Here is a 22,232-nt window from a genome sequence, read left to right as displayed (position 1 = left end):
TCCGCGGCATGCTGCCCTGGTCCTCGCCGCTCGCCGGCCGCATCGAGCACTCGACCGTCCACAGTGAACTTCTGCGGGACAACCCGCTCGGCGACCCGCACGAGCGGCCGGTCTACGTCTACCTGCCGCCCGGCTACGACGAATCGGGGCGGAACTACCCGACCGTGTACGTGATCCAGGGCTACACCGGGCACGTCGGCATGTGGTTCAACCGAGTGCCGTTCCGCCGGCCGTACCCCGAACTGGCCGACGAGGTGTTCGCCGCCGGTGACACGCCGGCCGCGATCGTCGTGTTCGTCGACGCGTGGACCGCGTACGGCGGCAGCCAGTTCCTCGACTCCCCCGCCACCGGTCGCTACCACTCGTACCTGTGCGAGGAGGTCGTGCCGTGGGTCGACACCCACTACCGCACGCTCGCCGACCGCGCCCACCGAGCCATCACCGGCAAGTCCAGCGGCGGCTACGGCGCGATGATCACCCCCATGCTGCGCCCGGACCTGTTCAGCGCACTGGCCACGCACGCGGGCGACGCGTTGTTCGACGTCTGCTACCCGCCGGACTTCCCGCGCCTGGCCCGCATCCTGCGCGACGAGTACGGCGGTGACTACCGGGCCTTCCTGACCGACCACGGCCAGCGCCTGCACGGCACCAGGGACAGCGACCTCGACCTCATCGAGATATACGGCTACGCGGCGGCATACTCGGGCAACGAGGACGGCACGGTGTCACTTCCCTTCGACGACACCGGCGCCCTCGTGCCCGAGGTGTGGGCCCGCTGGCTGGCCTGGGACCCGGTCCGCATGGCCGCCGAACCCCGGTACGCGGAAGCCCTCCGCTCCCTGTCCGCGATCTGGATCGACGCGGGCCGGTCGGACGAGTACTACCTCGACCTCGGCGCGACCGCCTTCCACCGCGCACTCACCGACGCCGGCGTACCGGACGACCGCGTCCACTTCGAACTGTTCGACGGCCGCCACGGAGCCATCGAGTACCGCTACCCACTGGCACTGACCTGGTTGTGCCATCGAATCGCGGCGACCTAGTCGGTGGCGCGGATCTGGATCGCGATCAGGTCGTAGTGGGAGTACGAGTTGATGTCGTCCGTCATCTCGAGGCGGATCTCGAAGCCGTCGCGGTGCCAGGTTTCCTCTGGCTCCAGGCCTTCGGTGCGCTTGTCCGGTTCGCCGAGTTCGGCGCGCAGGAGGTTGGACAGGCGGGCGAACTCGTCCTCGAAGGCGTCGCGGTCCGCGTCCGGGTCGCGTTCCCACGACTCGGCGTACTCGTCGTCGAGGTCGTCGACGTCCTCGACGTCGGACTCGAAGTCGTCGTCGAAGTCGTCGGCGTCCTCGTCGATGTCCAGTGCCGGCCAGGACAGCGCGCACGGCAGCCGGAGCGACCCGCCCGGCTCGCCGGGCGGGTCACCGAGTTCCAGCCGCCACCCGTTCTCCTCGTCGCCGAAGAAGTGGGGTGAGCCGGCGCCGCCGGACCATTCGACAGGGGTGCCGGCCACGGCCCAGCCCGCCTGTAACAGCGCGGCTTCGACCCCGGCGGGGGTCCAGTCGCTGGTGAGGGAGAGCAGCACCCTGATTTCCGCCGGTCCGACCGGCAGCTTCTTCATCGACACGCAGTGCAGGGTACTACTACCGCTGGGGCACAAGGGTTTTCGACCACAGGCTGACTCCCTGTCCATCACGGAGGTCGACCGTGAGCGCCCCGCTGCCCCCGTCGACGTTCACCTCGCCGAAATGCTGGAACCCCTCCAGCGGTGAGGTGTTGGCACGTGGCGGGACGTGCGTGAACACGGCCTCGGGCCCGAACGTCGGGTCGAGGGTGTTCGGGCCGAAGGCGCCGGCGTGCAGCGGGCCGGACACGAACTCCCAGAACGGGTCGAAGTCGCCGACGGCCGCGCGGTCCGGCGAGTAGTGGTGGGCGGCGGTGTAGTGCACGTCCGCGGTGAGCCACACCACGTTGCGCACCCGGCGGCGCGCGAGCGTGCGCAGGACGCCGGCCAGTTCGTGTTCCCGGCCACCCGGCACGCCAGGCAACCCGTTCGCGACGCCCTCGATGTCGGTGCCGTCCGGGACGGTCAGGCCGATCGGCAGGTCGGCGGCCACGATCTTCCACGTGGCCCGGCTGCGGGTCAGGCCATCGACCAGCCAGCGCGCCTGCCGCGCGCCGAGGATCACGCCCTGCCCGTCACGCGGCGAGGTGTTGGCGTCCTTGTAGGTGCGCATGTCGAGCACGAACATCTCGACGTGCTTGCCGTAGCAGAAGCTGCGGTACACGCGACCGTCGACGGCCCGGTTCTGGTCGATGGGCTGCCACTCGTGGAACGCCTGGAACGCGCGGGCTGCGAGCACGTCGACCCGCTTCTCGGTGTACTGCGGCAGCGTGAGGATCTCGCCCGGGTACCAGTTGTTGGTGACCTCGTGGTCGTCCCACTGGACCACGCTGGGCACCTGCGCGGCGAACGCGCGCACGTTCTCGTCGAGCAGGTTGTAGGCGAACTGGCCGCGGAACTCGTCGAGGGTCTCGGCGACCTTCGTCTTCTCCTGCGTGACGAGGTTGCGCCACACGCGGCCGTCGGGGAGCGTGACGGTCTCCTGCAGCGGGCCGTCCGAGTACACGGTGTCGCCGCTGTTCAGGAAGAAGTCCGGCCGGCGGGCGAGCATGGCGCGGTAGGCGGTCATGCCACCGATGTCCGGGTTGATGCCCCAGCCCTGCCCGGCGACGTCACCGGACCACGTGAACCGGACGTCGTCGCGGCCGGTGGGCGCGGTGCGGAAGGAACCGATGAGCGGCACGCTCCGGGTCCGCCCGTCGATGTCCTCGGCCGTGACGCGGTAGTGCACGGTCCGGCCGGGTGCCAGGTGCCGCAGCCGCAGCTTGCCGGTGCCGCCGGAGTCCGGGGTGAGCAGCGGGCCGCGGATGGTCCTGGCCCGCCGGAAGTCGTCGTCGTAGGAGACCTCGACGAGCATGCGTGATGGCCGGTCGGCGCGGGTCCACACGACGGCGCCGTCGGTGGTCACGTCCCCGGTCTGCACGCCGTGCGTGAGCGCCGGCCGCTGCCCTGCCGCCAGCGCGAACCCCGGCACCCCGGCCGCGAGCACCCCCGCCCCGACCGCACCCGCCCGCAACACCGTCCGCCTGCTGACCCGCTCATTCGTCATGCCGTCTCCTCGCCCGCTGCGTGGCGCCGGAACGCTCCGCAGGCTCCGCTACTCCGGCGCCCTCCGCGGGCTCCGAGCCGACCTGGACATCGATGACTCGCTCCGCAAGCTCCGCTCATAGGCGCTTTCTAGCCGCTTTCGGCGAACGACGCATCAACCAAAGGTGAACGAATAGGCCTGGACACCGGCGCCGACCGAGACGGTCAGCGCGCCATAACGCACGTCCTGAGTGGACACAAGGCGGTACGACCGTGGCGTGCCCGACACCTCGATGGGTGCCTCGCCACACGTGCAGCTGACTGTGCCGGTGCCGGACAGGACCATCCGCACCTCCTTCGCGCGGTAGCTGAGGCTGATCAGCGCGCCGGGGCCGCCCGGCGTGATGTGCTGGCTCGTGACCGTCCACGGTCCTGACAGGACGAAGCTGTGCATCGGTCGCTTGTCCGGTGGCACGAAGGTCCCGGTGCGGTAAGGCTGTGTGCCGGCGAAGTTCACCTCTTTCGTCCCACCCAGGTAGGTTTCGCGGGTGATGACCGATGTGTCCGGCGTGTCGTCGGCGGTGTCGGTCGGCTTCGGCAGCGCGGTCGACGGGTCCGCGGCCACGAGCAGCTCACGGATCAGCCTCTCCGTGGTGTCGTAGCCGCCCTCACCGAACCTGATGTGCCGCACGGTGCCAGACGCGTCGACGAGATAGTGCGCCGGCCAGTACCGGTTGCGGTAGTTGGTCCACGTGGCGAGCGAGTTGTCCAGCGCGACCGGGTAGCGGATGCCGAACCGGCCGACGGCGTCGGCGACGTTGCCAGTCTCCTTCTCGAAGGCGTACTCCGGCGCGTGCACGCCGATCACCCGCAGGCCCACGTCCCGGTAGGCGGCGTCCCAGGCGATCACGTGCGGCAGCGAGCGCTGGCAGTTGATGCACGAGTACGCCCAGAAGTCGATCAGCACCACCTTGCCGCGCAACGACTTCATGTCGACCGGTTGGCTGTTCAGCCACTGCTGGACGCCGCGGATGTCCGGCGCGGTCCCGCACCGCTCCAGCTCGGTCGCGCCTTCCGTGCACAGGTCCAGTTCCTTGTTCTGCTCGTTCTCCAGACCGCCGAGCTCCAGCGCCGCACGCACCTGTCCGTTCTCGTTGATCCGCTCCTGCAGGCCGGCCGTGTAGTCGGGCACCGCGCGCTGCAGCAGCTGAGGCAGGTTGAACACCAGGCCGACCGCCAGCACGAGCATCACGACGCCGGCGGTGACGCGAACACCGCGCTGCCGCTTGCGGAAAGCCTGTACCCGCTGGGTGATCCCGCGCCCGGCCAACGCGAACACCAGCAGGGGCGCGGCGGCGCCGAGCGCGAACGAGACGGTCAGCACGACGGTGTCCACGCCGATCCGCCCGGTGGCGCCCGCGACGGTGATGGCGGCGAGAATCGGCCCCGCACAAGGAACGTAGACGGCGCCGAGCGCGAGTCCGAGCGAGAAGCCGTTCCTGCTCGCGTCCGGGCGGCGCTGCGGGAGCCAGGCAAACGGTTTCTCCAGCACATGGGAGAACCTCGGCACGATCAGCCCGATCCCGATGAGCGCGAGCACGACCAGACCGGCCCAACGCAACACGTCCTGCGGCAGCCCGAGCACCGACAGGAGCAGCGACCCGAACAGCGTGACGAGCGTGAAGCTCACGACGAGACCCGCGATCACGAGGTACGGCCGCGCCTTCCTCTGTCCTTTCTCGACGGAGGAGAAGAACACGACCGGCAGCACCGGGAGGATGCACGGCGAGATGCCGGTGACAAGACCACCGACGAGCCCGATCAGCGCGAGTGTGAGCATGCCCGTGGTTCGGCGCCGGCACTGTCGCGGATTGCCCAGTAACGAGTGGGTAACGCACCCATCCGCCGCCGAACGGTCCCCGAATCACCGACGTTCGCAGGACAACAACAGGGAGACCAACTCATGAAGTCCACCATCCGACGCGGCGCGTTGGCTGTTGGGATCGCGTTCGTCGCGCTCCTCGGCACTGCGTGTGGGAACTCCGAGGAGCCGTCCGCGTCCACCCCAGCTCCCGAGACGACGTCGACGTCCAGCGCGACGGGCATGGCCGATCCGGCCGCCGACCTGGTCGGGCCCGGCTGCGCGGGCTACGCGGACCAGGTGCCGGACGGACCCGGTTCGGTGGCGGGGATGGCCGCCGACCCGGTCGCCGTGGCGGCGAGCAACAACCCGCTGCTCACGACGCTGGTCTCGGCCGTGTCCGGACAGCTCAACCCGAACGTGAACCTCGTCGACACGTTGAACGGCAACGAGTTCACGGTGTTCGCCCCGGTCGACGACGCGTTCGCCAAGGTCGACGCCGCGACGATCGAGATGCTGAAGACCGACTCGGACACGCTCACGAAGATCCTGACCTACCACGTGGTGCCCGGCCAGGTCACCCCGGAGGCGATCGTGGGCGAGCAGACCACCGTCCAGGGCGGCAAGGTCACGGTCTCGGGCTCCGGTGACAACCTGAAAGTCAACGACGCCAACGTGGTCTGCGGCGGCGTCCGCACCGCCAACGCGACGGTCTACCTGATCGACTCGGTGCTCACGCCGCCGATGTGACCGTCCACTCAGGCTGGAGGGACCTCTTCGTGTCCCCTCTCGGAGAGGTCCCTCCACTCCAGTGAAATCAGCCGATCGGGACGCGATGGGCGTCCCGGTCGGCCTCCCGTGCTTCCGGCGCGACCACGTTCGTCGCCGAAACCGTTGGCGCGACAGAGGTTTCCGTCAGGGCCGTGGCACCCGGCGCCAGCGACACCGGCAGACCCAGCCTGCTGCGGCCGAGGTCGACCTCGACCGTCGCGCCCGTGTCGAACGGCACGGTGTACTGCGGGTCGGACACCGTCAGCACGAGCCCGAGCACGCGACCCGCCGGCAGCACCACGTCGTGCGCCATGAGGTCGAACTTCACCGTGTACCAGCGACCCGGTTCCAACTGGGTCGGTTTGGTCAGCGAGTCGCGGTGTGCCGCGTCCACCCAACCTCGGGTCAGTACCGCGGCGTCGGCGGTGACGACGTCCTTGACCGTGTCGCGGTAGCAGGCGTCATCGGCCGGGGTGGACACGCCGAAGCAGGACTCGGTCGTGAGGTCGCGGATGCCTTCCTTGGGCCCGAGGTAGTTGATCCGGGTGGCGGCACCGTAGTCGACGAGACGTGCCGACAGCTCGGTGTTGGGCCGGTCCACCTTGACCCGCAACGAGATCGTGGTGGTGCCGCTGATCCGCAGGTCTCTCGGCAGCGGCGCGGACAGGAACACCTGCCGCCCCGCGACGGCCGCGTTGGGGTTGGCGATCGCGTCCCGCTCCCGCAACGCGGGGGTGTCCACCATGGTCTTCACGGTGCCGGGCCGGCTCGGTGCGAGGCCGAGCGTGCCGGTCGTGCCGTCACCGGCGCCGAGCGCAACGGGCAGCGTGAACGTGCCACGCGCCGGCCAGGTCGGCTCGTCCACCCACGTGTCCGGGGCGCGCTCGATGGTCGCCATCGGCTCACGCATGACGCCGTTCGGCAGGTCCTGCAGCCAGTAGTCGAACCAGCGGTGCAGGGTGGCGACCCACTCGGTGCGGCGGAAGTCGAACGGGTCGACGTGCCCTTCCTGGCCGAGCCAGATCTTGCGCGGCACCCGGTGCTTGGCCAGCGCGTCCCACCACTGCGCGAAGTGCTTGGTCTCGACGTTCTGGTCGTTGATGCCGTGCACGACGAACACGCTGGCCTTGACCTTGCGCGCGTCGGGCACGAAGTCCCGCTCGGCCCAGAACGCGTTGTAGTTGCCGGTGGCGTTGTCCGACCCGGCGAGGATGGCGTCGCGTACCGGCTGGCACACCTCCTGCGGCCGGCCGTTGACGAACCCGGAGAGCCAGTGCGGGCCGCCGCTCACGGTGTAGAGAGCGCCGTTGTCGCGGTAGTAGTCGTACCAGCTGGAGATGGCCGCGATCGGCACGATGGTCTCGAGCCCCTCGACGCCGGTGGCGGCGACCCCGTTCGCGACCGTGCCGTCCCACGACTTGCCGATCATGCCGACCTTGCCGCTGGTCCAGGTGGCGCGGGCGGGGGTGCCGTCGGCGTAGGCGCCCTTCGCGCGTCCGTTCAGCCAGTCGATGACGGCCCTTGTCCCTTCGATCTCCTCACGGCCGCCGACGTCCCCGCACCCGGTGGACCGGCTGGTGCCCGCGAAGTCGACGGCGGCGAACGCGTACCCGCGCGGCACGAAGTAGTTGTCGTAGAAGAGCGGGAACTTGGTGACCGTGCCGTCGGCGGCGTACACCTTCCGCTCGCTCTCGTTGCCCCGCCCGCAGCACTGGTAGTAGGGCGAGGCGTCCATGATCACCGGCACCTTGCCGGCCGCCGCCTCCCTCGGCCGCACGAGGTCGACCACGACCTTGTCGGGGGCGCCGTCGCCGTCGTTGTCGAGCCGGGTGGTGACCCAGACGCTCTCCCGAATGGCGCCGGCATAGTCGTAGACGGGAACGGTCCGGGTGCCCTGGACGTGCGGTGGGCGGGGTGTGGCGGTCGCGGCCGGCGGTGAGAGCAGCGGTCCGGCGAGCGCGGCCGCCAACACGATCAGACCGGCCCTGCGCAGGGAAAAGGAGGCCATGGCCGCAACCTACCGGCGGCCCTCTCCCAGTGGAAGTTTCACCATTTGCCGCCCGTGGCTGCGCCGAACGGCCCAGCGGCTGGAAGTAATTGTGCGGACAATTCGCGGGCGCACAACCCCGGGCCCGCGGCGGACTATATTCACCTTTGCAATCGTTCGATTCGAAACACTGGGGAAATAAATGAAGAAGCTCAGATTCGGCGCTGTCGCGACTGCCGTCGCGACAGCAGCACTGTCCGTCGTCATCGCGCCCGCCGCGAGTGCCGCACAACCGGAAATCCGGTCCAGCGCCGACGGCGTGCAGGTCACCGGCGACTGGGACGGCGACGGCATCGACACCGCGGGCTGGTTCGACTTCGAGACCGGCACGTGGTCGCTGCGGAACACCAACTCCTCCGGCGGAGCCGACGTGCAGTTCACGTACGGCGGCCCATGGGAAGGTGGATACCCGATCGTCGGCGACTGGGACGGCGACGGCGACGACACCATCGGCCTGGTCCGTGGCGGCAACTGGCTGCTGCGCAACAGCAACTCCACCGGCACCGCGAACCTCGACTTCCTCTACGGCAACGCCGACTTCGAAGAAGGTCACAAGGTGGCCGGCGACTGGGACGGGGACGGGGACGACACGCCGGGTCTGCGCCGCGGCAACAACTGGCTGCTGCGCAACTCCAACAGCTCCGGCGTCGCGAGCCTGGACTTCACCTACGGCGACCCGTTCGACGGGTTCACCGTGGCCGGCGACTGGGACGGCGACGGTGACGACACCATCGGCGTGGTCCGCATCAACGACTGGCAGCTGCGCAACTCCAACAGCACCGGTTTCGCGGACGTGGAGTTCCTGTACGGCAACGGCTTTCCCAGCCACTGGCCACTACCCGGCGACTGGGACGGCAACGACAGCGACACCGCGGGGGTAGTCGAGGAGAGGCCGTCCCCCTTCACGTGGTTCTTCCGCAACGAGAACTCGACCGGACCGGGAACCATCGTCTTCGACTTCGAGTGACATGACGGGTGGGTGGGGGGCAGTGGGGAGCCCTCCACCCTCGTCACGCACGCCGTCGGTGATCATCGGCACAGCGGGATCGGCCGGCCCATCGAGTCGTCGGCCACCTTACCGGGACACACTGCGCCATTCGGGCGAATGACTGGTCCGCTGAGACCATTCGGCTGGACGATATGCATGGTTTCCGTGCGTACGACCGCCACGGATTACCCGGAAGTTTCATACTCGTTGACGCCGTCACATTCATCCGGTAGGTTTGCGGCGCAATGTGGGGACGATCAACTGGGGAAGAATTTTGGCCGCCATGCGGCCTTCACTGACGCGTCGGGGTATTCGCGCGATCGACTGCGTGCGAATAGTTTTGTGAATCCAATTTATTGAAGAAAGGCAAGAATTGAGCATGCCTCGATTCGCTGTCGTGGCGACCGCCGCGGCAGCGCTGGTTGTTGTCACCGGCACCACCGCCACCGCCGCGCCCGAGGGCACCGAATTCGGCATCCAGTCCACGTCCACCGGCCAGTTCCTCAGCGGTGACTGGGACGGCGACGGCGACGACACGCCGGGCCTGTACGACTACGACTCGGGCACCTGGTTCCTGAAGAACAGCAACGAAGCCGGCGACCCGGACCTGATCTTCACGTTCGGCAACGCTCCGGAAGAGGGCTGGGCGATCGTCGGCGACTGGGACGGTGACGGCGACGACACCATCGGTCTGCTCCGCGGCGGCACGTGGCTCCTGCGGAACACCAACGACACCGGTGTTGCCGACCTGACCTTCCAGTACGGCGACGACGACGAGTCGGGCCTCCCGGTGACCGGTGACTGGGACGGCGACGGGGACGACACCCCCGGCCTCGTCCGGGACAACGTCTGGTTCCTGCGCAACGCCAACAGCACCGGCAACGCCAACACCGCGTTCGTGTACGGCGACCAGAACGAGGTCGGTATCCCCGTCACCGGCGACTGGGACGGCGACGGCGACGACACGCAGGGCCTGGTCCGCGTGGGCAACTGGCTCCTGCGCAACGACACCACCACGGGCCCCGCGGACATCGCGTTCGCCTACGGTGACGCGTTCCCGAGGCACTGGCCGGTGCCCGGCGACTGGGACGACAACGACACCGACACCCCGGGTGTCGCAGAGCCCCACGAGGACGGAACCGTCCGGTGGTTCCTCCGTGACGAGAACAGCAGCGGCCCGGGCACGACAGTCTTCGACTTCCCCGGCGCCGAGCAGTAATTCAGACAGTTGACGAGCGGGGAGCCTTTCCCGGGCTCCCCGCTCGTACTGTGTCCAATGAAAGGCAAGACATTGCACATGCGATTCGCGGTCGCGGCAACAGCCGTGACAGCACTGGTGGCCGTCAGCGGCACGGCGGCCACCGCCGCGGCCGAAGACCGGAACGGCAACCCTCGAGTGGGCGTCCAGTCCACCGCCGCCGGAGTCCTCCTCACCGGTGACTGGAACGGCGACGGCATCGACACCGCCGGCTGGTTCAACTGGGAAACGGGCACCTGGTACCTGAAGAACGCCAACACCACCGGCTTCCCGGACCTGGCCTTCAACTTCGGCGACAGCCACGAGATCGGCGACCCGGTGGTCGGCGACTGGGACGGCAACGGCACCGACACCATCGGGCTGGTCCGGGGCGGCACCTGGCTCCTGAGGAACTCCAACTCCACCGGCGCCGCCGACCTGGCCTTCGGCTACGGCGACGCCGACCCGGGCGGGTTCCCGATCGGGTACCCGGTGACCGGTGACTGGGACGGCAACGGCACCGACACCCCGGGGCTGCGCCGGGACAACGTCTGGCTCCTGAGGAACTCCAACTCCTCCGGCGGCGCTGACGGGACCTTCACCTACGGCGACCAGTTCGAGACGGGCTACCCGGTGGTCGGTGACTGGAACGGCGACGGCTACGACACCATCGGCCTGGTCCGTGCCGGCACCTGGCTCCTGCGAAACTCCAACTTCTCGGGCGGTGCCGACGTCGCCTTCTCCTACGGCGCCCCGTTGCCGGAGCACTGGCCGGTTCCCGGCGACTGGGACAACAACAACACCGACACCGCGGGCGTCGCGAACGCGACCACCTGGTACTTCCGCAACTCGAACACGAGCGGCGTCGCCGAGATCGTCTTCGACTTCTGATCACGCTGACGTCTGACCCAACAGCACGGGCGGGTTCCCCCGCCCGTGCTGTTGTCCAAGAAAGGTAAGACCTTTGAGCACACGTCGACTCGCTGTGGTGGCGAGCACCGTGGCGGCGCTGGTGGCCGTCACGGGCGTCTCCGCCACCGCCGAACCCGGCCCCGGCATCCAGTCCACCACTGGGGTGTTCGTCACCGGTGACTGGGACGGCGACGGCATCGACACCGCCGGCTGGTACTTCAACCCCACGGGCGTCTGGCAACTGCGGAACTCCAACACCGACGGCCAGGAGGACCTGTCGTTCACGTTTGGCGACACCAACGAGGTCGGCTACCCCGTTGTGGGTGACTGGGACGGTGACGGAGACGACACCATCGGCCTGGTCCGCGGCGGCACGTGGCTGCTCCGGAACTCCAACACCGCGGGCACGCCCGACGTGACCTTCACCTACGGGGACACCGGCTCGAACGGGCGCCCGGTCGGGCGTCCGGTGGCGGGTGACTGGGACGGCAACGGCACCGACACGCCCGGCCTGCGCCGGGACAACGTCTGGCTCCTGAGGAACTCGAACTCCACCGGCGGCGCCGACGGCACGTTCACCTACGGCGACCAGTACGAGACGGGCTTCGAGGTCGTCGGCGACTGGAACGGCGACGGCTACGACACCATCGGCCTGGTTCGCGCGGGCAACTGGTTCCTGCGCAACTCCAACTCCTCGGGTGCCGCCGACGTTGCCTTCTCCTACGGCGCCGAGTGGCCGGACCACTGGCCGGTGCCGGGTGACTGGGACAACAACAACACCGACACCGCGGGTGTCGCCGAGCCCGGCACGTGGTTCTTCCGCAACTCCAACACGACCGGCGTCGCCGAGATCGTCTTCGAGTTCGTCTGACCCGACCAGCACCAAGACGAAGGCGGGGAGCCCGGAAGTGGGGCTCCCCGCCTTCGCTGTGTCAGCGCACCGTGTACACGCCGGTCGTCTCCGCGTGGTAGCCCTTCGCGCCGACGGCCAGTGCGAGCGGGCTGCGGAAGTCCTCGCCGGCACGCAGGCAGGACAGCACGTGCGCGAAGTCGTACCTGGGGGTCCAGCCGAGCGCGGCCCGGGCCCGGTCGTTCACGTACACCCGGTCGATCTCGTCGAACATGCGCCAGCCGCGGCGTGCGTACTCCGCCGGCTGGTCGGGGAACAGGCGGGCCACCACGGACGGTGCCGCGCCGTGCAGGTCGGCCAGGTCGGCGCGGGTGAACGGGGTCGTCGCGCTCACGATCAGGCGGGTGAAGCCCAGGTCGGGCGCGCGGGACAGCGCGAGCAGGTGCGCGTCCACCACGTCCTGGATGTCCACCCGCCGGTACAGGTACTCGTTCGCCTTGAGGTTCGCGTCCTCGTAGGCCTCGCGGACCTCGTCGCGGTCGTCGGGCTCGGGGAAGAAGCGAGACGTGCGCAACACCACCACGGGCAGCCCGTGGTCGCGGTGCACGAGCTCGCACAGGTTCTCCGCGGCCGTCTTCGTGACGCCGTAGATGTTGCGGGGCACCGGCACGACGTCCTCTGTGATCCACGTCGCCGGCTGGCCGTCGCCCGGGGTCAGTGCCTTGCCGAACGCGCTGGTCGTGCTGGTGAACACGAAGCGGTCGACACCGGCCGCCACGGACTCCTCCAGCAGGTTCAGCGTGCCCGTGACGTTGGTGTCGACGAAGTCCTGCCGGTCGTGCGATCCGACGTGCGGCTTGTGCAGCGTCGCGGGGTGTACGACCGCGGTGACACCGCGTAGGGCCGCGCGAACCACGTCCCGGTCGGCGATCGAGCCGACCACCGTCGTGTACGGCGAGTCCATGACATCGAGCCCGACGACGGATCGACCCTGGTCAGACAGCACTCGTACCAACGCTTCACCGAGATGCCCGGCGCTTCCTGTGACAAGAATGCGTTCCACGACGCCTCACGTTACGTAGGCCGCGCAACCGGAATTGTCGAAAGGAGCTGAGGCGGGTAGGCGCTGTCACCATCTGAAAAGATCAACAAAAGGAAAATCCTTGCCGGTAGACCATGCGAGCCCTCCCAGAAGCGGCTGTTCGGCCTACCGTACTTACGCCAAAAGGCGTTGTCACTCCTTTTCCAGCGCGTTACGGAGTGCCTTCAGCGCGTAGTAGACGCGGGACTTGACCGTTCCCTGCGGCACACCGAGGACCTTCGCAGCTTCCTCGATGGTGCGATCGCGCAGGTAGGTCTCCGCGAGGGCCTCGCGGTGCTTGGGGCTCAACGCCTGCAGGGCGTCGGCGATGACCATGGCGGACAAGGAGTTCTCCGAATCGTCGGGTACTGCCATCGTCTCGAGCGGCGCGGCGTCTACCTCGGTGGGACGCACCCTTGAGCTGCGTCTTCCGTCAATCACGAGGTTGCGTGCGACCGTGTACAACCACGCGCGCACGCCGAGGGACTCGCGGTCGAGTCGATCCGCGTTTCGCCAGGCGCGGACCAGAGTCTCCTGTACTACGTCTTCGGCCCATTGCCGGTCGTTGCCGGTCAGGTACAGTACGTGACCAAACAACGCTCCGCCGAACTCTCTGTAGAGAGTCCTGATGAGCGCCTCGTGTCTATCCGAGACATCTTCCGCGCCGACGGATTCCAATCTTGGACGCCGGCTCACGGGGAGACATCTTTGCCGTAGATGCCCCCGGAAGTCGAGTGACCCAGGTCACACTTGTTTTCTTGTCGTGACTGAACCGTGATTCTTCGTTGTCCGTACTTGCTGGTGACCGCACGTGCTGGTGTTCCCGGAGGAACTCCTTGCAAAGAAAGGAAAACTCATGAGCACCCGATGCGACCGGCGAGCGGAGGTCGCGACGATCGCCCCTCTTGATCACCGTGCCACCGCTGGCGATGCTTGATCCAGTATGGACGGAGAACGCCTCGGTCGTGTCGTGGCGGTGACGCTACTGGCGCCGCCCACCCCGGTTGCCTACGCGGCCGGCGGGGTGGGCGGACCAGGAGCGTCCGGCCTCCCGCCGTCCCCCAGCAGCGCATCCCCCGCCGTGCAGTTGGGCGGCGGCGGGGAGGCCACCACCAACGGAAAATTCCTCACCAGCGTGCGGTCAACCGGGTACTGGGCGGTCCCGGTGAGCCAACAGTCCAGACGATACGCGAGCAACGCGGGTCCGCGTGATCGTTCCCTCCGACAACCTCGTGGTCGACCACCTGATCGGCCGGGATAGCACCCGGCCCATCACGCCGCTGCGCCAACGGAGCCGGCGCCGGCGAGGTTCGAGCACACAACCGCACTGGGACCGGCGACCTCGTCACCCGAGGTAACGCCCGTCGCGATGCGCCACCTCCGCTCGCGACGACAAGTCCTGCGCAACACATGAAACGAGGCAACCATCGATGGCTCGACACAAGAACCCGCAATACAACCGGAAACGCCTGGTGATCGCGGGTATCGCGGCCGTGGCGACGCTCGGTGCCGCGGTCGGCATCGGCATCTACGGCAGTGCATTCGCCGATCGTGGGGGCAACCAGAACCCGGTCGCGAGCGAGGAGTGTCTGCCAGCACCAGGGGACAACGCGAACCCGGAACAACCGCCCGAAGAGAACGCTCCGCCCGAGCAGGGCGACAACCAGCAGGGCGACCAGCAAGGTGACCAGCAGGGCGACCAGCAGCAGGGCGACAACCAGCAAGGTGACGACCAGCAGCAGGGCGATGACCAGCAGGGTGACCAGCAGCAAGGCGACCAGCAAGGTGACCAGCAGCAGGACGACCAGCAGCAGGGTGACCAGCAGGGCGACCAGCAGCAGGGCGGTCAGGGCGGCTACGGCTTCGCCGCGAACGCGCCTCTGTCCCTGAACGGCGAGCGGCCGAAGGGCAGCCAGCCGGGTGGTGACGGCGACCAGAACGGTGGCGGCCAGAACGGTGGCGGCCAGAACGGTGGGGACGACGATTACAGCGGCCCGAAGCCGCCCACGCAGGCGCCTGAGCCGCCGGCCGACGCGCCCGTGGACGAGTTCCCCGGTGGCGAGGAGTGCGAGGACCAGCTCGGTCCGGTAGCGAACGACTTCATCGACATCAACAAGGTCGAGCCGAACAACCTCGCGGACTCCCCGGAGACCCAGGATGGCGGTTCTGAGGGCACGTTCGTGTCGGATTGCGGCGTCAACGAGGAGGGCCACTTCAACTCGGCCAACTTCATCGTCGCGCCGGGTAACGAGAACGGCGCCGAGCACACCCACGACTACGTCGGCAACGAGGACTCTGACGGCTTCTCCGACAACGACAGCCTGGCCGCGGCCGGCACGACCTGTGAGAACCAGGGCGACAAGTCGGCGTACTTCTGGCCGGTCATCCGCGTTCGCAACGAGGGCTCGGACGCCGTCGACCCGCTGAACGCGCACAACGTCGGTGACATCCAGCGGCCGGTGTCGGCGAAGCTGGAGTTCCGCGGCAACGCGGTCGACCAGGTCGAGGCCATGCCGCAGTTCCTGCGGGTGCTGACCGGTAACGCCAAGTCCTTCAGCCAGAACGGGACCAACCAGAACGCGAAGTGGACCTGCACCGGGTTCGAGAACCGCATCACCGCGAAGTACCCCCTCTGCCCGGAGGGCAGCAACACCGTCCGGATCGCGGACTTCCCCGGCTGCTGGGACGGCAAGAACACCGACAGTGCCGACCACCGTTCGCACGTGGCGTTCGCCAACCAGAACGGCGAGTGCCAGAACGGCTTCGTGGCGATCCCGCAGCTGCGGATCACGATCACCTACGACCTGCCGCAGGGCGAGATCTTCGCTCTGGACGCCTTCCCGACCGAGTTCCACAGCCCAGTCACTGACCACAACGACTTCGTGAACGTGTTCGACGAGGACCTGATGGACCAGGTCGTCGACTGCATCAACAACGGACAGCAATGTTAGTGAAGATCAACGGCTACTAGCCGACGACGAGGCGTACGCGAGCCGACCGGCTCGCGTACGCCCACGTCTGCGTTCCCCGAACTACCGAAATTCCCCGCACTGAAAGAGGCAAGCCAACGATGGCGCGACACAAGAATCCGCAGTACAACAAGAGACGTTTGGTGGTCGCCGGGGTTGCTGCCGTGACGGTGCTCGGTGCCGCGGTCGGCATCGGCATCTACGGCAGCGCTCTGGCAGACCGAGGAGCGCCCGCGGCGAGCCAGGGGTGCCTGCCGGCCCAGACGGCCGCCGCCGTGGCGCCGGTCACCACCACCACCGAAGCGCCACCGCCGGCGGAAACGACTCCGCCGCAGGCCCCGCCCACCACCCAGACCCCGACCGAGACCGCTCCGCCAGCCTCGACGTCCCAGAGCCAGAGCGCCGAGACCACGACGCCGCCCGGCACGGTGATCTCCGACACCTCCACGTCCCAGACACAGGGACTGGCCGGCGACGACGTGCTGTCCCTGAACGGCCCGCGCGGGGGTAGCCAGCCGACCACGCCGAACGACTACGGCGGCCCGAAGCCTCCCGACCAGGCGCCCGCGCCGGATGCCGCCTCGACGGAGCGGACCTTCGGTAGTGGACAGCAGTGCCAGAACCAGTTCGGCCCGTTCGCGAAGGACTTCATCCGGATCCAGAACGTCCGCCCGAACAACCTCGCGGCCTCGCCGCAGGTCCGCCGCGGCGGTTCCGCCGGCACGTTCAACGTGGCCTGCGGCAACAACGAGAACAAGCACTTCAACTCGGCGAACATGATCGCCGCGCCGGGCAACGTGAACGGCGCCCAGCACACGCACGACTACGTCGGCAACCTGACCACCGACGGCTTCTCCAGCAACGAAAGCCTTGCCGCGGCCGGCACGACCTGCCGCAACGGCGACAAGTCGGCGTACTTCTGGCCGGTCATCCGCGTGCGCAACCCTGGCTCGAAGGCCGTGGACCCGCTGAACGCGCACAACGTCGGTGACATCGCCAACGTGCGCGCCACGCTCCAGTTCCGCGGCAACGCACGCAGCAAGGTCGTCGCGGCGCCGCAGTTCCTCCGGATCCTGACCGGTGACGCGAAGTCCTCGACCAACGGTGGCGCCAACGCCAACGCCAAGTGGACCTGCACCGGCTTCGAGAACCGCATCACCACCAAGTACCCGCTGTGCCCGCGCGGCAGCCAGACCGTCCGGATCGCGGACTTCCCCGGCTGCTGGGACGGCAAGAACACCGACAGCGCCAACCACCGCACCCACCTGGCGTTCGCCGACCGCAGCGGCGCCTGCCCGAGTGGCTTCGTGGCGATCCCTCAGTTGAGGATCACCTTGAAATACAACCTCCCACAGGGCAGGGTGTTCGCGCTGGATGCTTTCCCCGACGAGAAGCACAACCCGATCACTGACCACAACGACTTCGTGAACGTCATGGGCGACAAGCTCATGAACCAGGTTGTCAACTGCATCAACTCAGGACGGCGATGCTAGAACTGGCTGCTGCCAGCCATGATGACGGTGTACGCGAGATGTCCGTACTTTCGGCACGGCTCGCGTACACCCTCATGTGCCTGACGCTCACGTGGGGCGTGCTGACCTCGACGGGCTGGTTCGACCGGCTCACGGGTCGGCAGGCCGTGCGTGCGACGCATCAGGTACTCGCGACCATCACGCTCACGTTCGTGTTCGTGCATGGCGTCGCGTTTCTCGTGCTGGACTCCTCCCTGCCCCTCGGGCGGCTCATCTTCCCGTTCACCGGACCACTGCGGGACACGTTCGGGACGCTGGCCTTCGAGGGGATGCTGGCGGCGTCCATCGCGGTGGGACTGAAGCGGTGGACCACCTACTGGCGCTGGCTGTGGATCCACCGGCTGGCGTACCCCGCGTTCGTGTTGGGCGTGCTGCACGCGTTCTTCCAGGCGCTCGCCCGAGGCACGCTCTCCGCGGTGTACCTGGTCGGGTTGACGCTGCTGGTGCCCACGCTTGCGGTGATGTTCTTGAGGTTCGTGCCACCGAAGGCACTCGAAGCCGCCGGACTCGCGGAAGGTGGACCATGACCCGTTCCCGGTTTCGACTGAGTGTGGACAACGACCGCTGCCGCCGGTACGGCATCTGTGCCGCCGAGGCAGCACAGCTGTTTCGCCTGACCCCGAGTGGCGGGCTGCGCTACCTGCGTGCTGTGCCAACGGACGCGCTCCCGGACGCCAAGGCGGCCGTGCGTAGCTGTCCGACGCTGGCGATCGAGTTGGAGGAGAGGTAAATGAGTGAGCGCATCGTCGTCGTCGGCGCCGGCCCGTCCGGTCTGCGGGCGGCGGAGCGGTTGCGGGAACGGGGGTTCGATGGCGAACTGACCGTCGTCGGCGAGGAACCGTACCGGCCCTACCACCGGCCGGGGCTGATCAAGCCACTGCTGACCGGCAAGATGCGGCCACGTGACCTGCGTCTCCCGGTGCTGGAGGAGCTCGACGCGACGTGGCGGTACAACACCCGCGCCTCGCACCTCGAGCCGGACGAGCACCTGCTGCACCTGCCGGGCGGCGAGGAGATCCGCTACGACGGCCTGATCATCGCGACCGGCGCCCAGGCGCGCCACCTGCCCGGCGCCCCGCGCCACGACCCGCGCGTGCACGTCATGCGCACCGTCACCGACGCCGTGGCGATCCAGAAGAACCTGTCCCGCACCAGGCACGGCCTAGTCGTGATCGGCGGCGGGTTCGTGGCATGCGAGCTGGCCTCGGCAGCCCGCTCGATGGGCCGCGACGCGACGATCATCGTCCGCGGCCCCTCCCTGCTCCGCCACGTGCCCGGCGACGACTTCAGCGACACCGTCAGCGCCCTCCACCAGGCGAACGGCGTGCAGATCGTGACGAACGCGTGGGTCCACCACTGGGTGCCCCAGCCCGACGGGATCGCGATGCACCTGAACACCGGTCAGGTCGTCTTCGCGGGCTGCGTGGTCCTGGCCGTTGGCAGCGTCCCGGCGGTGAGCTGGCTACGCGGCTCGGGCCTGATCCTGGACGACGGCGTCATGTGCGGCCCCACCTGCCACGCCATCGGCGCGTCGGACATCGTCGTGGCCGGCGACGCCGCCCGCTGGCCGAACCTGCGCTTCGACACCGCGCCCCGCCGGGTCGAACACTGGCTGAACGCGTCGGAGATGGGCCGAGCGGCGGCGGAGAACCTGCTGGCCGGCCAACAGGACGCGAAGCCGTACACCCCGCTCCCCCGCTTCTGGACCGAGCAGCACGGCATGCGCATCCAGGGCGCGGGCACCCCGGCCCTCGCGAAGGACACGGTCCTGCTGACCGGCCCGGTCGCCGTCGGCCGCCGGGTGACGGGCTACGTGACGAACGGCAACCTGGTCGGCCTCATCGGCTGGGACACCCCGGCGGCCATGCTCAAGTGGACCAAGGAACTGGAAGCCCAGACCACGAAGGCGATGCGCCTCCGCATGGCCCGCCGCGTCCCCCCACGCCGCCCATCGGCCGGCGAAACCACCACCCGCCTCCCGCTCGCGGCACTGACCCCCACGATCGAGGAACTCCCCCCAATCCGCCCCTGACACCCCAACAACCGGGCGCGAGGCCCGCCCCTGCCCCCGGCGGCCTCGCGCCCAAACCCACTACACCCGCGAGTCTCGCGTTCGGCCCCGGCGAGTCTCGCTTTCAGCCCCCGCGAGTTACGCGTTCGGCCCCCGCGAGTCTCGCTTTCAGGCTCCGCGAGTCCAACACTCAGGACCCGCGAGTCCAACACCAGAACCCGGCGAGTTCGACAACAGAGCCGGCGAGTTCAACCGCGAGAATCATTTCTCCGGGCGGGCGGCCTGGGTTGCGCCACCCGGCTGGGGGCCCGATGTCTCAAGGGTGCCCTTGAGGACGCTGAACGTCCCGAGGGTGCCCTTCAGCGCATCCGGGAACCGGACCTGGCCGAGGGCGGTGCGGTGAGCCTTTCCTCGCACGGCCACCGACTCGAAGTGCCCGCGAAGCGGGCTCTGCCCGCCATCGGACCGCACAACCGCGAAACCACCACACAGGCTCAACGCCCCGAACATCGCCTGAGCCGTTCATGATCAACGCCAACACAGATGGTTGCGTAGGCATCCCCCACCCATACCCGGGGGGCCACCCCGAGGCCATCGTACCAACCGACACAGACAAAACCCCAGGTCGCGGACCCCTGTGGACAACTTTCGCTGGCCAGTCCGAGCGAAAGGGACACTCGTGCACCTTCTTGCCGGAGACCTAGCTAGGCCGCGCCGGTGACATCCCCGAACGTCGGGGCATGGGGACAGTCAGCCGTGGGGTGCGGAACGTGCGGCGGTAGGTGTCCGGTGGCACGCCGACCGTGCGGTTGAAGTGACGGCGCAGTGTCGTTGCGGTGCCCATGCCCGTCGCCGACGCGATGGTGTCGACGCTGTCGTCGGTGGTCTCCAGCAACTCCTGTGCGTGCCGGATTCGCTGCGTCAGCAGCCATTGCAGCGGAGTGGTGCCGGTCACCGACCTGAAGTGGCGGCCAAGGTTGCGTGAGCTCATCCGCGCCTGTCGGGCCAGGTCATCCACGGTCAGCGGGTGGTCCAGTCGTTCGATCACCCATGGGAACAGTTCGGCGAGCGGGTGGTTGTCCGGCGCGGGCACTGGGGTGGTGACGAACTGGGCCTGGCCGCCGTCCCGGTGCGGCGGCACGACCAGGCGCCGGGCGACCTCGTTGGCGACCGAGGAGCCGTGATCGAGGCGGACCATGTGCAGGCACAGGTCCATGGCGGCGGCTTTGCCCGCGGAGGTGAGCACGCTGCCGTTGTCCACGTACAGCACGTCCGGGTCCACGTCGATCTTGGGATAGCGGGCGGCAAGCGCCTCCGTGTGCGCCCAGTGCGTGGTCGCGCGCTTACCGTCCAGCAGCCCGGCGGCGGCCAGCACGAACACCCCCGTGCAGAGGGAGGCCACACGTGCGCCTGCCTCGTGGGCCGCACGGATCGCGTCGACCAGGCCGGCCGGGGGATCCACCTCGACGTCGGCCCAGCCCGGAACGATCACGGTGTCGCTGCGCCGGAGCTGGTCGAGGCCGTGGTCGGGCACCAGCCCGAATCGGCCCGCTCGCACGTCACCCGGCCCGCAGAGGACGAGGTCGTACCGGGCCAGGCTGGCGGGACCCGCGCCGAAGACCTCGTACGCCAGGGACAGCTCGAAGTGCAGCATGCCGTCGGTGACGGCGAGCGCGACAGTGTGCATGTCCGGAATTGTATGGGTTGTGGCGTTCCGGACACTCGTGCCGAACACGCGTCTCCGTCAGGATCTCCGCAACAGAGATCATTCGGAGGAGAACCCCATGGGAACAGGACAAACGGTTGCGGTGTTCGGCGCCTACGGGCACACCGGGCGCTTCGTGGTGGCACGGCTGCTGGAGCGCGGGTTCGTTCCGATCCTGTCCGGGCGCGACGCCGACAAGCTGAAGGTGCAGGCGTACGAATCAGGGCTCGACGCCCGCCCCGCGTCGGTCGATGACCCGGCTTCGCTCGACCGCGCACTGGCCGGTGCGGCAGCCGTGATCAACTGCGCCGGGCCATTCGCCACGACGGCCACACCCGTGATCGAGGCGGCACTGCGTGCCGGGATCCCGTACGTGGACGTGGCGGCCGAGATCGAGGCCAACGTCGACACGTTCACGCACTTCAGCGAACGCGCCCGCGCCGCGGGAGCCGTGATCGTCCCCGCGATGGCCTTCTACGGCGGCCTGGGCGACCTGCTGACCACCGCCGCGATGGGTGACTGGACGACGGCCGACGAAGCGCACATCGCGTACGGGCTGAACAGTTGGCACCCCACCGCCGGGACGCGTGCCGCCGGCGTGGTCTCCCGGCAGCGGCGGGACGGCCGACGCGTCCGCTACACGAACGGCCAGCTGGAATACCGCGATGACGAGCCGCCGACGCTGGAGTGGCCCTTCCCCGACCCGATGGGAGCCCGAACCGTCATCGGCGAGTTCACGATGGCTGACGTCGTCACCGTTCCCAGTCACCTGTCGATCCCCGAGGTGCGGACCTACATGACCGTCGAGGCGGCCAGGGACATCTCGACCCCTGACGCTCCCACGCCGGCCGCGGTCGACGAGGATGGTCGGTCCGCGCAGACCTTCGTGGTCGACGTCGTCGTGCGGTCCGGCGACCGTGAACGGCGCGCCGTGGCTAGAGGACAGGACATTTACGCCGTCACCGCGCCGCTCGTGGTGGAGGCGGTTGACCGCATACTCACGGGGCGGACCAGGACGGTCGGCGTCGCCTCGGCCGGTGAGATCTTCGACGCGCCCGACTTCCTCCGCGCGCTGTCCCCCCACATTTCCACGCACCACTCCGGTACCTGAGTCTCGGCT

The 22,232-nt window shown here is 68.6% G+C and carries 19 protein-coding genes; 12 read left to right on the top strand and 7 right to left on the bottom strand.

Annotated features, from left to right (window positions below; all coding sequences use genetic code 11):
• The first annotated feature begins 8 nt into the window (after positions 1-8).
• A complete protein-coding gene (locus VF106_RS47030) occupies positions 9-1,043 on the top strand; it encodes an alpha/beta hydrolase (RefSeq protein WP_330846615.1) in 1,035 nt (344 codons plus the stop codon).
• Here the strand turns inward: VF106_RS47030 and VF106_RS47025 are convergent.
• From VF106_RS47025 to VF106_RS47015, 3 genes are all read right to left on the bottom strand, one after another.
• On the bottom strand, positions 1,040-1,624 hold the full coding sequence (locus VF106_RS47025; protein ID WP_330846614.1) for a hypothetical protein: 585 nt from the start codon (positions 1,622-1,624) through the stop codon (positions 1,040-1,042). The two genes, VF106_RS47030 and VF106_RS47025, sit on opposite strands and share 4 nt — an antisense overlap.
• A gap of 16 nt (positions 1,625-1,640) precedes the next feature.
• Positions 1,641-3,170 (bottom strand): alkaline phosphatase D family protein, encoded by a 1,530-nt coding sequence (locus VF106_RS47020; protein WP_330846613.1) that lies wholly within the window; start codon positions 3,168-3,170, stop codon positions 1,641-1,643.
• Between the two features lie 153 nt (positions 3,171-3,323).
• Positions 3,324-4,988, bottom strand: a complete 1,665-nt coding sequence (locus VF106_RS47015; protein WP_330846612.1) for a cytochrome c biogenesis protein DipZ — start codon at positions 4,986-4,988, stop codon at positions 3,324-3,326.
• A gap of 123 nt (positions 4,989-5,111) precedes the next feature.
• Here VF106_RS47015 and VF106_RS47010 point away from each other — a divergent pair, with 123 nt between their 5' ends.
• On the top strand, positions 5,112-5,759 hold the full coding sequence (locus VF106_RS47010) for a fasciclin domain-containing protein (protein WP_330846611.1): 648 nt from the start codon (positions 5,112-5,114) through the stop codon (positions 5,757-5,759).
• Between the two features lie 67 nt (positions 5,760-5,826).
• Here the strand turns inward: VF106_RS47010 and VF106_RS47005 are convergent, their stop codons facing one another.
• The gene (locus tag VF106_RS47005; RefSeq protein WP_330846610.1) at positions 5,827-7,788 is read right to left on the bottom strand and encodes a Xaa-Pro dipeptidyl-peptidase; all 1,962 of its coding nucleotides are present in this window, start codon (positions 7,786-7,788) and stop codon (positions 5,827-5,829) included.
• Between the two features lie 181 nt (positions 7,789-7,969).
• On the opposite strand from VF106_RS47005, the gene VF106_RS47000 reads away from it, so the two are divergent.
• The 4 genes from VF106_RS47000 to VF106_RS46985 all read left to right on the top strand — a co-directional run bounded on the left by VF106_RS47000 (position 7,970) and on the right by VF106_RS46985 (position 11,835).
• Positions 7,970-8,794: a hypothetical protein gene (locus VF106_RS47000; protein ID WP_330846609.1), complete on the top strand. Its 825-nt coding sequence runs from the start codon at positions 7,970-7,972 to the stop codon at positions 8,792-8,794.
• A gap of 400 nt (positions 8,795-9,194) precedes the next feature.
• The gene (locus VF106_RS46995; protein WP_330846608.1) at positions 9,195-10,034 is read left to right on the top strand and encodes a hypothetical protein; all 840 of its coding nucleotides are present in this window, start codon (positions 9,195-9,197) and stop codon (positions 10,032-10,034) included.
• 78 nt (positions 10,035-10,112) lie between these two features.
• Positions 10,113-10,943, top strand: coding sequence for a hypothetical protein (locus tag VF106_RS46990; protein ID WP_330846607.1), 831 nt, complete (start codon positions 10,113-10,115; stop codon positions 10,941-10,943).
• Between the two features lie 73 nt (positions 10,944-11,016).
• The gene (locus tag VF106_RS46985) at positions 11,017-11,835 is read left to right on the top strand and encodes a hypothetical protein (protein ID WP_330846606.1); all 819 of its coding nucleotides are present in this window, start codon (positions 11,017-11,019) and stop codon (positions 11,833-11,835) included.
• A 61-nt stretch (positions 11,836-11,896) separates the two neighbouring features.
• Here the strand turns inward: VF106_RS46985 and VF106_RS46980 are convergent, their stop codons facing one another.
• On the bottom strand, positions 11,897-12,877 hold the full coding sequence (locus VF106_RS46980) for an NAD-dependent epimerase/dehydratase family protein (RefSeq protein WP_330846605.1): 981 nt from the start codon (positions 12,875-12,877) through the stop codon (positions 11,897-11,899).
• 171 nt (positions 12,878-13,048) lie between these two features.
• Entirely contained in the window at positions 13,049-13,573 is a 525-nt protein-coding gene (locus tag VF106_RS46975; protein WP_330846604.1) for a sigma-70 family RNA polymerase sigma factor, read from the bottom strand.
• A 752-nt stretch (positions 13,574-14,325) separates the two neighbouring features.
• Here VF106_RS46975 and VF106_RS46970 point away from each other — a divergent pair.
• From VF106_RS46970 to VF106_RS46950, 5 genes are all read left to right on the top strand, one after another.
• Complete coding sequence (locus VF106_RS46970; protein ID WP_330846603.1) at positions 14,326-15,846, top strand: DUF1996 domain-containing protein; 1,521 nt, start codon at positions 14,326-14,328, stop codon at positions 15,844-15,846.
• A gap of 182 nt (positions 15,847-16,028) precedes the next feature.
• Positions 16,029-17,357, top strand: a complete 1,329-nt coding sequence (locus tag VF106_RS46965) for a DUF1996 domain-containing protein (protein WP_330846602.1) — start codon at positions 16,029-16,031, stop codon at positions 17,355-17,357.
• Positions 17,358-17,395: 38 nt separating this feature from the next.
• Entirely contained in the window at positions 17,396-17,923 is a 528-nt protein-coding gene (locus tag VF106_RS46960) for a ferric reductase-like transmembrane domain-containing protein (protein ID WP_330846601.1), read from the top strand.
• Positions 17,920-18,126, top strand: coding sequence for a ferredoxin (locus VF106_RS46955; RefSeq protein ID WP_330846600.1), 207 nt, complete (start codon positions 17,920-17,922; stop codon positions 18,124-18,126). The genes VF106_RS46960 and VF106_RS46955 overlap by 4 nt, the downstream gene beginning before the upstream one ends.
• Complete coding sequence (locus VF106_RS46950; protein ID WP_330846599.1) at positions 18,127-19,428, top strand: NAD(P)/FAD-dependent oxidoreductase; 1,302 nt, start codon at positions 18,127-18,129, stop codon at positions 19,426-19,428.
• Positions 19,429-20,107: 679 nt separating this feature from the next.
• On the opposite strand, the gene VF106_RS46945 is transcribed toward VF106_RS46950, so the two are convergent.
• Entirely contained in the window at positions 20,108-21,094 is a 987-nt protein-coding gene (locus VF106_RS46945) for a helix-turn-helix domain-containing protein (protein ID WP_330846598.1), read from the bottom strand.
• A gap of 97 nt (positions 21,095-21,191) precedes the next feature.
• Between VF106_RS46945 and VF106_RS46940 the strand changes: the two genes are divergently transcribed.
• Positions 21,192-22,223, top strand: coding sequence for a saccharopine dehydrogenase family protein (locus tag VF106_RS46940; protein WP_330846597.1), 1,032 nt, complete (start codon positions 21,192-21,194; stop codon positions 22,221-22,223).
• Positions 22,224-22,232: the final 9 nt, after the last annotated feature.

Origin of the sequence: Actinophytocola sp. (assembly GCF_036378875.1) — a bacterium.
Taxonomy (GTDB): Bacteria; Actinomycetota; Actinomycetes; order Mycobacteriales; family Pseudonocardiaceae; genus Actinophytocola.
This window is presented reverse-complemented; position numbering and strand designations above follow the sequence as displayed.